Genomic DNA, 12,834 nt, shown 5'->3' with positions numbered 1-12,834 from the left:
GATTTAAAAAAGAAACGAAGGAACTATCATCGTCTGAGATGTGTAGTTTCTTCGTTTTTCTTTTTGTAGAACACTTAGTTTTGTAATTAAAAAAAGCTCAACATCGTTAATGCATTCTTTTCTTCTCATTATGGTTTCCTTCCTCTTTTTATGAATTATGAAGTAATATAAAAAAAAGAAAGGTATAATTTAAAAATATAAAATTTGTAATTTTACTTAAAAATTTTACTTAAATCTAAATTTAAAAGGAGTGTTATCATTTGGCGACGATTAAAGATATTGCTAAAAAAGTAGGCTGTTCAATTTCGACAGTTTCACGGGTATTAAATAATGATTTAAGTTTATCGGTTGGTGATGAGACGCGAACGCGGATATTTGAGGTAGCTGAAGAGCTTGGTTACAAAAAAAAGACGATGAAATCACTCGTTAAAAATATTGCTTTTTTGTATTGGTTGACAGATAAAGAGGAGCTTGAAGATATTTATTTTCACACGATGCGAATTGCGATCGAGAGATTGGCTAGGGAGAATAACATGGAGTTAACGACTTACAAAGTAGCGGATGGGATTGAAAAGATTCCGCTAAACATCGAGGGATTTATTGCAGTGGGTTCTTTTATGGATCGAGAACTGGAATATTTAAGAGAGTTGACGACTAATGGGGTCTTCATAGATTCGACACCAGATGCTGAACACTATGATTCGGTGCGTCCAGACCTTGACCAAATCACACGAAAGACAATTGAAGTTTTGAAGCAGCAGGGACATAAAGAAATTGGATTTATCGGTGGAACTTTTCAGAATGCTGATACAAATGTAGAAGAAATGGATGGGCGGGAACGTGCTTTTCGTAAGTATATGCAGCAAGAAGGAATGCTAAATGAGACATTTATCTTCTGTCATCATGGTTTTTCAGTTGATAATGGCTATTTTTTAATGAGTCAAGCGATTGAACGCCTTGGTGAAAATATGCCAACCGCTTTTTTTGTAGCGGCAGATCCAATCGCCGTCGGCTGTCTGCAAGCACTTCACGAAAAACAAATTGATGTCCCGAACCGCGTCAGCCTGATCAGTGTGAATAATACGAGTATCGCGAAGTATGTTTCGCCTCCCTTGACGACTTTCAATATTGATATTGAAGAAATTTGTAAAAACGCGATTCACTTATTACTTGAACAAATCATTGAAAAACGAAAAGTAGTAAAAACATTGTATATAGGTTCTGAGTTAATTATGAGAAAAAGCACCATTTAATTTTAGTAAAATTTTTACTAAAATTATTTACTAAATCTTTTTAGAGTGTTATATTTTATTTGTTAAAGCGCTTTCATTTGTGTTTTACAATTCTCTAAGGAGGTTTGGTTTTTTATGAAAAAACAATTAAAATATTCTGCTGTGCTTAGTGGTTTTGTATTGAGTATGTCGTTAGCTGCGTGTGGTCCGCAAGATGAAGCAAAAAATACAGAGACTCAAAATGGAAAAATCAAATTGATTGTTTGGGAAGATATCGAAAAAAGCGAAGGAATCAAGTCTGCTGTGAAACGATTTGAAAAAGAGAATGATGTTAACATCAAAGTTGTTGAAAAACCGTACGCAAAACAAATTGAAGATCTCCGGTTGGACGGACCTGCCGGAACAGGTCCCGATTTATTGACGATGCCTGGAGACCAAATCGGAACGGCAGTAACGGAAGGAATCATAAAAGAAATAAAGGTTCCGAAAGAAGTCCAGTCTCAATATACGGATGTTGCACTTGATTCACAAATCGTCAAGGGCAAAATTTACGGCGTGCCTAAAGCTGTGGAGACGACGATTCTATATTACAACAAGAAATTAGTCTCAGATAAAGCGTTACCTAAAACGATAGAAGATTGGTATACATTGTCGAAAAAGATGAAAACTGAAAAGTCGTTCGGTTTTTTAGCATTGTTTGACCAAGTTTATTATGCGCAGAGTGTCATGAGTGGATATGGCAGTTACATATTCAAGCGTTCGGAAAGTGGAGTATACGACACAAAAGACATCGGTTTAGCGAATGCTGGCGCAATCGAAGGAGCAAACCACATTCAAAAATTCTACAAGGAGAAGCTGTTTCCGTCGGGAATTATTGGTGAACAAGGGATTAACGTTTTGGAATCACTGTTTACGGAAGGAAAGGCAGCAGCTATCATCTCTGGTCCATGGAATGTTGGACCATTTGAGAAAGCGGGCATCGATTTTGGGGTCGCCAAACTTCCTGAGCTTGAAAATGGGAAAAATATGAGTTCATTTTTAGGTGTAAAAAGTTATAACGTTAGTAGCTATTCAAAACACGCAGAGCTTACTGAAAAATTAGCGCTCTATTTAACGAACGAAGAAAATTCAAAAAAACGCTTCGAAATCACTAAAGAAGTACCTGCCATCAGCGCATTGGCGAATGACCCAATCGTTACAAAAAGTCCAGCAGCTCAAGCCGTGGCAGAACAATCAAAATTCGCTGAGTTGACACCGAATATCCCAGAAATGAATGAAGTATGGAAGCCAGTCGATGCAGCCCTCCAAACCATCGCAACAGGAAAAGCTGAACCGAAACAGGCGATGACTCAAGCCGTTGATACCATTGAAGGACAAATTAAAGCGAAGCACAGCTCAAAATGAGAAAAATGACTCCGATCCGTCGGTTAGCCCATTGATGCAGTCTGTTGCTAAATAATTTGTGAAGAGGTGAAAGGCGTGCAACATCGTAGAATAGGTATGCTTTTGTCAGTGATTCCCGGACTCGGGCAATTGTATCATCGTCAGTGGATTAAAGGCGTGTTGTTATTTACGGTAAGTATTGCATTTTTAATTGCGTTCGCTGACTTGTTGAATATGGGGTTGTGGGGTATCGTGACGCTTGGTACGGAAGTGCCGCGAGACAACTCTATATTCTTACTAGCACAAGGTATCATCGCTATTATTGTATTGATGTTCGGTCTTGCCCTATATTTTTATAATCTTCGAGATGCATATCGAACAGGACAAAAAAGAGACGATGGATTACATATAAGTTCATTCAAATCAGATTACTTGAACCTGATTGGACAAGGATACCCTTATTTAGTAAGTAGTCCAGCATTGTTTCTCTTGATTTTTGCGGTTATTTTTCCGATTTTATTTAGTTTTGCTTTAGCCTTCACGAACTATGATCTTTATCATTCTCCACCAGCAAAATTAGCTGATTGGGTCGGTTTTTCTACATTTCTTCAAATATTCACAGTCGATATATGGCGATCGACATTTTTTGATGTGTTGTCATGGACGATTGTTTGGACATTAGTCGCATCGACCTTACAAATTTCAGTCGGGATATTTTTAGCGGTTCTTGTCAACCAGAAAGAAGTTCGTTTTAAAAAAGTCATTCGAACAATATTCGTCCTTCCTTGGGCAGTTCCAGGATTCGTGACGATTCTAGTATTTGCGGGACTATTCAATGATAGTTTTGGTTCAATTAACAACGATGTCCTCGCATTTTTTGGCATCGACGCCATACCTTGGCTGACGAACGAAAAGTGGACAAGGGTGGCACTCGTATTCATGCAAGGGTGGTTAGGCTTTCCCTATGTGTTTCTTGTCACGACAGGAGTCTTGCAATCGATTCCTGAAGATTTATATGAAGCGGCGACAATCGATGGCGCTTCATTCTTTGCAAAATTCCGCTTCATCACGATGCCGATGGTATTACTTGCGATGTCGCCAATCATCATTACGCAGTTTACATTTAATTTCAACAACTTCAATATCATTTATCTGTTCAATGGTGGTGGTCCGTCTGTACCTGGATCGAATGCGGGAGGGACCGATATTCTCGTATCTTGGATTTACAAATTGACGATGCAATCAGGTCAATATGCACTAGCCGCGGCTTTAACGATTTTACTATCGATTTTTGTCATTACAATTGCGCTTTGGCAGTTTAGACGAACAAATTCGTTTAAGGAAGGAGCGTGACGCTAGTGTCGAATATAAAAAGACTACGTTTCATTCGTATGACGATCACCTATGTCATTTTGTTAGTCGTATCGCTCGCCATCTTTTATCCACTCCTATGGACGATTGGTGCGAGTTTTAATCCAGGAAATAGTTTGGTCAGTACATCGCTCATTCCGAAAAATCCTACACTTGATCACTACCGCGAATTATTTGCTGGAAAAGAAAGCCTTCAATATAGTCAGTGGTACATGAACTCATTGAAAATCAGTTTGTTTACGATGATTGGAACTGTCATTAGTGTCTCTTTCACTGCATATGCTTTTTCGCGTTTTCGTTTCAAAGGACGTAATCAAGCATTGACTTTATTTTTGTTACTTCAAATGATTCCTCAATTTTCGGCTTTAATCGCGTTGTTCGTGCTAGCGCAAATTCTAGGGATGATGAACAGCCATTGGTTGTTAATTTTATTGTACATAGGCGGGCAAATTCCGATGAATACGTACTTGATGAAGGGTTATATGGACTCAATTCCATTAGACTTAGATGAAAGTGCAAAGTTGGATGGTGCAAGTAATACAAGAATATTCCTTCAAATCATCATGCCATTATGTCGACCAATGTTAGCGGTCATTGCGATGAATGGGTTCACCGGACCACTTGGAGACTTTGTTTTGGCATCGACGATACTTCGAACACAAGAATCCTATACATTACCCATCGGTCTATTTAACTTAGTGAATGAAGCGATGGGAGCAAGTTATACGACATTTGCAGCAGGTGCGATTTTGATTAGTATTCCGATCGCTGTCGTCTTCGTTCTGCTCCAGAAGCATTTCGTAGCCGGTTTGACGGCTGGTGGAACAAAAGGGTAATAGATAGAAATCAGTTTTTTTAGGAGAGGAATATCTATGGAGAAATCAGGTAAATCTTATGTAACGTCTGCTAGGCGAATGCTCCATGGTGGAGACTATAATCCAGATCAATGGTTGGATGTTCCGCATGTCTTACGCCAAGATATCGAATTGATGCGTCTCGCTCATACGAATACGTACTCCATCGGCATTTTTGCCTGGAGTGCATTAGAGCCGGAAGAAGGGGTTTACACGTTCGAGTGGTTGGATCGAATCATAGATGACATTCATCAAAGTGGTGGAAATGTAATTTTAGCGACACCGAGTGGAGCGAGACCCGCATGGTTATCGCAAGCATATCCTGAAGTATTGCGCGTCGATGAACGACGGGTTCGACAGCTTCATGGCGGACGTCATAATCATTGTTTCAGTTCGCGTGTTTATCGGCAAAAAACGCAACACATCAATCGACTATTGGCGAATCGTTATGGGAAACATTCGGCATTATTGATGTGGCATATCTCGAATGAATACGGGGGAGAGTGTCATTGTGATCAATGCCAATCCGCTTTTCGTATCTGGTTACAAGAAAAATATAAAACACTTGATCGGCTGAATGCTGCTTGGTGGGGAGCATTTTGGAGCCATACGTTCAATGAGTGGTCGCAGATTGAATCGCCGTCGCCAATCGGCGAAAGCATGGTCCACGGCTTAAATTTAGATTGGCGTCGTTTTATCACGGATCAAACCATTAATTTCTATCAAAATGAAATTCAGCCATTACGCGAAGTGACTCCGAATATACCGGTGACTACCAATTTCATGGCAGATACGGATGATTTGATTCCCTTCCAGTCGCTTGATTATAGTCAGTTCGCGAAATATGTTGATGTCGTGAGCTGGGATGCGTATCCAGCTTGGCATAACGACAGGGAGTCAACGAGTCGTTTGGCGATGAAGGTCGGATTTATTAACGATTTATTTCGTAATCTAAAACAACAACCGTTCTTGTTAATGGAATCGACGCCGAGTGCCGTTAATTGGCATCCTGTCAATAAAGCTAAACGACCAGGAATGCATTTGTTATCTTCGATGCAAATGATTGCCCATGGTTCGGATAGCGTACTTTACTTCCAGTGGCGTAAATCTCGAGGGTCATCTGAAAAATTTCATGGGGCAGTCGTCGATCATGATGGAAGTTCTGAAAATCGTGTCTTTCAAGAAGTTGCAGAAGTCGGTCGTTTGTTAGAACATTTAGATGAAGTCGTTGGTACACATCGTCCAGCCGAAGTTGCGATTTTATACGACTGGGAGAACAACTGGGCATTTGACGATGCGCAAGGATTTTCGAATGACACGAAGCGTTATCCCCAAACACTCCAAGAACATTACCGGGCGTTTTACGAGCGTGATATTCCGGTAGATGTCATTACAAAAGAACAAGATTTTGATGGTTACAAACTGTTGATCGTTCCGATGCTTTATTTAGTCAGTCAAGAGACAATCGAACGGTTAAATCGATTCGTCGCGCAAGGTGGGACTCTCATATCGACGTATTTGACCGGGCTAGTTGATGAATCTGACTTAACTTATTTTGGTGGATGGCCAAGTGAGTTAACAACGATGTTCGGAATCGAGCCAGTTGAAAACGATACGCTATACCCAATGGATAAAAATGGAGTGAAGTTCCGCGATAAGACATATGAACTAAAGGATTATGCGACAGTCTTGAAAGTAGTGACAGCTGAAACAGTTGGAGTTTATACAGAAGACTTTTATGCTGACACAGCGGCAGTGACGTGGAATAATCACGGAGAGGGCGTCGCTTGGTACATTGGTGGAAGGTTGGAGGAGCGATTCCAAAACGATTTTTATGCAGAAATCATCTCTTCGTTGAATTTGCTGTCGCCTCTTCAGATTGAACATCCAGAAGGTGTCTCGGTGCAGGTGAGAATCGATGCATCGTCTATCTACGGATTTATCATGAATTTTTCGGAAGAACGCAAAACGATTGAACTAAAAAAACCAGTCGAAGACTATTTGACGGGAGAACGACTCATCGGAACTGTGTTACTACAACCGTACGAAGTAAGAATTGTGAAGTGTAATAACAAAAAATAACGTCGTCAGAAAATATGTAGTAAGTATAGGGTGGAACGGATTTTGCAAAATATTCTCAGAAACCGAGGCTGAGATGATGTAAATCGGTAACAATACTGAAAAACGCTGGATCTCCTTATCAAATGATAGGGAGGTCCTTTCGTATTTATGAGGTAAAAGTCGATTAGCTCAGATAAGGCTCGATTTGATTCCCAGTTGATCAAACTCCCAACTGCCTTGGACAATCAAGGTATTGCAGTGTTCGTTCTCCTTTATTTCGAGTAATCCCTGTTCAATCCGATTGCAAGTTTGTCCATTTAGAACGATATAATGGACGTCCTCGTTTACGTTCTCGACAAAACCGATTGTCACAATTAGATTTTCATCCGTATCCTGAGTGAAGTAGAGATTGTCCTGGTGCATACACAGCATCATCTCGATTCCATTCAAATTCAAAAAATGTGTTCGCTGTGACGGGAACCCCGCTATCCTTAAGATTTTTCACCCCAAATCCATTGGAGTAGATGACTTCCTGATCTTTGACGCTCGCTAGCGAAAATCCAGAAATCGATTGAGAAACAGCTTTTTCTTGAATAAAGTGATCTAACGTGCAAATCATCTATTCACTCACTTTCTAATTTGTATGTTTGCCTTTTCCTTAGTAGGACTAGCTCGTTCAAATGAGTACAATTCCTTTTATTACCATGATAATTTGTGTATAACAGCTTTTTATGTATTTACTTCTAAAAAATACTTATATTGGTTATTGTAATGATATCATGTTGCAGGAGGGGTCTTGGTGGACAGTTTTTTAGAAATAGAACGATTATCAAAAACCTATACGCGGGGAACAGAAACGGTCGAGGCATTAAAACAAATCTCCTTCACGTTAGAAGAAGGTGGTTTCATCGCCATCATGGGAACAAGTGGCTCTGGAAAAAGTACACTATTGAATATAGTAGGGGCACTTGACGCACCAACCGGCGGAACGTTGACGCTAAAGGGAAAACGGCAATGCGACATCTTCACTGAACCTGCTGCGACGTTATACCGTCAACAACACATTGGGTTCATCTTTCAATCGTTTCACCTGCTCGATGATTTGACGGTCCAGGAGAACATCGCCTTACCATTGATGTTGAAGGGGATGGATGACAAAACGATCAATCAAGAGATCGAAACTTGGCTCAATCGCGTCGGACTGACGAAGTGGAAAGACCATCGACCGCAAGAACTGTCTGGTGGACAACAACAGCGCGTCGCGATCGCACGTGCCTTGATCAGTCGACCACCGATCATCTTAGCGGATGAGCCGACGGGGAACCTCGATTTCAAGACATCTGCTGAAATCATGCAGTTGCTACAAGAACTTAATCGCGAACAACAGACGAGCATCCTACTCGTGACCCATGATGCAACTGTTGCCGCTCATGCGAAACGTGTACTGTATTTTCATGACGGACAGATCGTCGCCGATCAGCCGTCGACTGGAGACGTGGCACCGATTTTAGAGACATACGAGCAGTTCGTGGGGGCTGTATGAAACGACAACATCTCTTCCGTCTTTCTCACCGACTGTACTGTAAAAGTCCGATGATTCTATTGACCTCAATCGGAAGCGTCATGATTTCGATTGGTCTCGTCTTAACGATGGTCATCTTTTTACTACATAATCAAGCTGCGATCGAGACAGATCGTGAACAAAGATACGGTCAAGTCGATCTGACAATCAAATATGCATCACATGATGAACGGATGGACAAGAGCGTGCATAAAAAACTTAAAAAGGATCAAGCTGTTTTGCGCGAAGCGTCGATTTTACAGACGACAGCACGCGTTGCTGGTCAAACAATCGCCGATGTGAAAACACTTGGGGTCCATTCGGATGCCCTGACGAAAGGTCGTTATCATTTCACAAATAATTTGCAACAGGGAGAAGCAATCGTGTCAGATCGACTTGCCAAGTCGCTTGACCGTAGTGTCGGGCAAGCGCTTCGCGTTGGAGAAGAGACGTATCGAATCCGTGAGATTTTACCAAATGCGAAAATATCTGAAACTTCGCAAGATCAAGTCTTGCTTTCTTATGCTGACCTTAAAAAGAACCATCCAGGTGAAATGAAATCCGTCTTGCTTGATCTAAAAAAAGAGACAAGTTCCGTTCGCTATGCCGATACGTTCGTCAAAGCGAATCCGAAGCTTCGTATTGAACTTGCAGAAGGACAAGCACTCTCTCCAGCAATGAACGGCTATATTGGAATCTTATCAATGCTCATCCTTGTCGTGTCCGGCTTCATCTTGATGGCGAATTTCGACTTGTATTTGCGTAAACATGCTGTTCAATTTGCGATCATGCGGACGCTTGGGGCGACAACTCGGCAACTGTTTCAGTTGTTCCTTGTCCAGTCCGGCTTGATTGTCTTAGCGGGAACGATCCTCGCAATCCTGGGTGGTATTTGCTTACCGTTACTTGGTCAACTGGTATGGCCAACAGAAGGGAAAATGATCGTCTCTCTCATGATCGAACAGGGAGAGTTCTTGATGCTCATCACGCTCGGTAGTGCCTTGTTGATTCTGATGTTGCTCGCGAGCACCGCTTACCGAAAACGAGATGTGTTACCGCTCCACGTCTTACGAGAAAATCTAAAAACAGCGTCACGACCGACACGACGAAAACGTCTCGTCCTTGCTAGTAGTGGGTTGACTGCTAGCTTGATCTTATTCGCAGAAGTGATCGCAAGCACAGAAGGGGCGCGGGCGATGACCTGGATCGGTGCAACTATTGCCTTTTTACTGACAATGTATCTTGCGACGCCACTGCTCTTGAAGGGAGTGCTCCATCGAGCGGAACCGATCGTTCGTCGGTTAGCGGGACCGACGAGTTTCGTCGCCTTCCGGGGCGTGTTGCCGCAACTTCGGAAAAATGCCTGGTTGATGCTGATCGTTCAAGTCTTAATGATCATCGTCGTCATCGGATCGACGTTCCTTGAGACGGTGCAACAAAACGAGCGGAAGTACATCATCAGCCAATATCCGACGGAGGTCGTCTTAAAGAGTCGTTTGGATGAAGGATCGCAAGGAGACCCGCTACAATTGATTCGACGGATTGAAACCGAGTTACCTGGCGCAAAAGCGACCTTCCTATCGTCTCGAAGCTCCTTTGAATACCAGTTGCTTCAGGAAGATGTCTCAATCGAGTACGAAGTGACGGACTATCGTCGTCTTGACGTCTTAGAGGGAGAACAGACGAGTGACACAGACGGAATCATCATCTCACGTACCTTCGCTAAAAAACACAGTCTCCAAAAAGGCGATACGTTGCCGCTCGGCCGATGGGATGGGGAACAAGAGCGAAGCGTTTCGCTCGGTCAATTCCGAATCGTTGGAATCGAAAAGAAGATAGCACCAGACATCCTCGTGGATTGGCGGAATGAGGAGCTACGGCAACCAAGCGATCACATCTTGAATGTCTTTATCGACGTTCCATCCGAGTTAAAGAAGGCGCAAGTGACAAAAAAATTATCAGAGATCACGCAAAGTTATCCGACATTGCAAATGAATCGACTATCTGACGCGCTTCATGATGCGGAGCAACAAACGACGGAACGTTGGTTCGTCTTCATCATTGCGCTTGTCGTCATGAGTGGATCCGTCTGGTTCGGACTTGCAAACGCCTTACTCAGTTTCGTGAGTGGAAAACGAGGCGAGTATGCCTTGCTACGAACGATTGCGCTGACTCGAAACAGGCTGCGTCAATTGACACTCATTCAAATGCTCTTGTTCATTGGGAGCGGCATCATCTTTGGACTGATCAGTGGTCTTGGTGCGACAATCTTCGTGACACGGATTGATGATACAGGATCATTCTATCTCAACGTCCCGACGATTGCTGGAACTATTGCCGGTTTGGTGGTGCTTGTCCTAGCCATAGCTTGGTTCGTCACCCGACGGAAGCAGGAAAACCTCGTTCACGAATTGAAACAGTAAGTATGGGCAAGTGAACCGGGGGGATCGAATTGCGAAAAACGATCGGGGCGATTTTATTACTTGTAGTGATTGGCGGTGTTGGTTGGTGGATGATCGCAGATGAACGGGATGCAACCTATGAGCAGATTGTTGAAGTGCAAGTCGTTCGGCACGTGACGAAGCAGTTCGGGCGCGACAATATCGCGTCAGTCAAACCTTATTTCGTAGCGTCCGAATCATCAAAATCACGACGTCACCAGATTGCCGTTCAATTGAAATCGGCACCGACTGGAGAATACCGGATGTACCGTGTATTTCAGAATAAGGTCGAATACATTGGTCGATCACGAACCGTTCGATCAGATTAAACAGGTACGTTGAATCAGTTGGGGGATTTAAATGAAAACGAAAGCCGAACGTATCGCGTTCATTCAAGAAGAAAAACGTCAACTCGCTAAACCACGTTTGTACAGCTCGTTACTGTACGGCTTTAGCATCCTGTTGGTCGTCGCCAATCGGGACATGTACTGGCCACTATTTTTATTATTTGTAGCACTAATCTGGATTGCGCGGATCCACTCGCAAGAAGTCGAACGTGATATGGCTTTAACGATAGAACCACAGATGAAGAAAATCATTCAATGGCAGTATGTAACGGATTTTCTGTTCGTCATCTTAATGGGATTATTCTTTCCAATACTAATCGTATTCGATTTACCATTTTTCCTAAGTTTTGCCGTCTATGTCGTGTTTGCTATCGCTTTGCTCGTATCAGATATGCTACTTGAACAAAACGGAAAACGTCTCGATGTCGAGCATCCGACGAAGAAGGAATTGCGGACGCATCCGAAGTCGTGGAAAAAGATTTAATTGGTGGAGCCGGTCGTTGAACCGGCTCCTTTTTGAGCATTCCGGTCGCTTCAGCGTGCGAGACTGCCGTATGATGAAAGGGCACATGAATAAGGAGGTCCTCGTATGCTTGCAATCATCATTGGATTTATCATCGGTTTGCTCGTACCGGTTCAAACGAGTGTCAATACGCGATTGCGGGGCGTCGTCGGTTCGCCATTCCTCGCTTCGCTGATTTCCTTTTCGATTGGCTCATTATTCTTATTGATTCTTGTGTTGCTGGTCGACGGGAACCTCACAGGTCTCACAGCTGCTGCCGATGAACCGTACTGGATCTGGGCTGGAGGGGTACTCGGTGTCATCTATTTGACCGGGAACATCTTGTTGTTTCCGCGACTCGGAGGCGTCCAAACGGTCATCATGCCGATTTTTGGTCAGGTCATCATGGGACTGTTGATTGATCATTTCGGATTGTTTGAAGCGAACGTCACGACATTTTCGTTAACGCGGATCATCGGTGCAATGCTTGTGTTACTCGGTGTCGTCGGAACAGTCGCGCTCGGTGACTATTTGGCACGGCGTCGTCAGAAACGACTAGAATCTCAAGGGAATTCGTTACTCGTTTGGCGTATACTTGGAGTTCTGACCGGTATGATGAGTGCTGCCCAGACGGCGATCAATGGTCATCTCGGAAGTGTTCTCGGGTCAGCCGTCAAAGGCGCCTTGATTTCATTCGTCATCGGTACGATCACCTTGTTATTGCTGAATCTGATCCTCCGAACGAAGTGGCACATCGATCGGTCGCAACCCTTACCTGCTTGGATTTGGATCGGGGGATTGATTGGCGCATTGTTCGTTGCCGGTAATGCCTTCATCGTTCCGCTCGTCGGTACTGGACTCGCTGTCGTGATCGTCACGATTGGTTTACTGACCGGCAGTCTGTTGATTGATCGTTTCGGCTGGTTCGGTGCAAAAAAACAACCGGTCACGGGTGTGCAGATCGTCAGTCTGCTTGTCATGCTTGGAGGTATCGTGTTGATCCGCATTTAAGAACAGCTCGTTCTAACGTATGGATAGATACGTTGAGAACGAGCTGTTTGTTTAATCGTTCTTAATAAAAA

The 12,834-nt window shown here is 43.1% G+C and carries 10 protein-coding genes; all 10 read left to right on the top strand.

Features of this window, described 5'->3' with window-relative positions:
- Positions 1-260: 260 nt before the first annotated feature.
- The 10 genes from HZS85_RS05255 to HZS85_RS05210 all read left to right on the top strand — a co-directional run bounded on the left by HZS85_RS05255 (position 261) and on the right by HZS85_RS05210 (position 12,763).
- Positions 261-1,253 (top strand): LacI family DNA-binding transcriptional regulator, encoded by a 993-nt coding sequence (locus HZS85_RS05255; protein ID WP_214854065.1) that lies wholly within the window; start codon positions 261-263, stop codon positions 1,251-1,253.
- 114 nt (positions 1,254-1,367) lie between these two features.
- On the top strand, positions 1,368-2,636 hold the full coding sequence (gene ganS, locus HZS85_RS05250) for a galactooligosaccharide ABC transporter substrate-binding protein GanS (RefSeq protein ID WP_214854063.1): 1,269 nt from the start codon (positions 1,368-1,370) through the stop codon (positions 2,634-2,636).
- Between the two features lie 75 nt (positions 2,637-2,711).
- Positions 2,712-3,968, top strand: coding sequence for a carbohydrate ABC transporter permease (gene ganP, locus HZS85_RS05245; protein WP_214854061.1), 1,257 nt, complete (start codon positions 2,712-2,714; stop codon positions 3,966-3,968).
- Between the two features lie 38 nt (positions 3,969-4,006).
- The gene (gene ganQ, locus HZS85_RS05240; protein WP_214854717.1) at positions 4,007-4,822 is read left to right on the top strand and encodes a galactooligosaccharide ABC transporter permease GanQ; all 816 of its coding nucleotides are present in this window, start codon (positions 4,007-4,009) and stop codon (positions 4,820-4,822) included.
- 36 nt (positions 4,823-4,858) lie between these two features.
- On the top strand, positions 4,859-6,922 hold the full coding sequence (locus HZS85_RS05235; RefSeq protein ID WP_214854059.1) for a beta-galactosidase: 2,064 nt from the start codon (positions 4,859-4,861) through the stop codon (positions 6,920-6,922).
- Between the two features lie 775 nt (positions 6,923-7,697).
- Positions 7,698-8,444, top strand: coding sequence for an ABC transporter ATP-binding protein (locus HZS85_RS05230; RefSeq protein ID WP_214854057.1), 747 nt, complete (start codon positions 7,698-7,700; stop codon positions 8,442-8,444).
- Entirely contained in the window at positions 8,441-10,885 is a 2,445-nt protein-coding gene (locus HZS85_RS05225) for an ABC transporter permease (protein ID WP_214854055.1), read from the top strand. The genes HZS85_RS05230 and HZS85_RS05225 overlap by 4 nt, the downstream gene beginning before the upstream one ends.
- A gap of 29 nt (positions 10,886-10,914) precedes the next feature.
- Positions 10,915-11,232 carry a hypothetical protein gene (locus HZS85_RS05220; protein WP_035407705.1) on the top strand — a complete coding sequence of 106 codons (318 nt, stop codon included), beginning with the start codon at positions 10,915-10,917 and terminating at the stop codon, positions 11,230-11,232.
- Between the two features lie 31 nt (positions 11,233-11,263).
- Positions 11,264-11,734: a hypothetical protein gene (locus HZS85_RS05215; RefSeq protein ID WP_214854053.1), complete on the top strand. Its 471-nt coding sequence runs from the start codon at positions 11,264-11,266 to the stop codon at positions 11,732-11,734.
- A gap of 105 nt (positions 11,735-11,839) precedes the next feature.
- The gene (locus HZS85_RS05210; RefSeq protein ID WP_214854050.1) at positions 11,840-12,763 is read left to right on the top strand and encodes a DMT family transporter; all 924 of its coding nucleotides are present in this window, start codon (positions 11,840-11,842) and stop codon (positions 12,761-12,763) included.
- Positions 12,764-12,834 lie beyond the last annotated feature (71 nt).

This window comes from Exiguobacterium sp. s130 (assembly GCF_018619055.1).
Classification (GTDB): domain Bacteria; phylum Bacillota; class Bacilli; order Exiguobacteriales; family Exiguobacteriaceae; genus Exiguobacterium_A.
The sequence above is the reverse complement of the archived record's forward strand: the minus strand, read 5'-3'. Positions and strand labels throughout refer to the sequence as shown.

Coding starts and splice junctions, on each gene's coding strand:
- HZS85_RS05225 (WP_214854055.1), top strand. CDS start 8,441: ATGAAACGACAACATCTCTTCCGTCTTTCTCACCGACTGTACTGTAAA.
- ganS (WP_214854063.1), top strand. CDS start 1,368: ATGAAAAAACAATTAAAATATTCTGCTGTGCTTAGTGGTTTTGTATTG.
- ganQ (WP_214854717.1), top strand. CDS start 4,007: ATGACGATCACCTATGTCATTTTGTTAGTCGTATCGCTCGCCATCTTT.
- HZS85_RS05210 (WP_214854050.1), top strand. CDS start 11,840: ATGCTTGCAATCATCATTGGATTTATCATCGGTTTGCTCGTACCGGTT.
- HZS85_RS05235 (WP_214854059.1), top strand. CDS start 4,859: ATGGAGAAATCAGGTAAATCTTATGTAACGTCTGCTAGGCGAATGCTC.
- HZS85_RS05215 (WP_214854053.1), top strand. CDS start 11,264: ATGAAAACGAAAGCCGAACGTATCGCGTTCATTCAAGAAGAAAAACGT.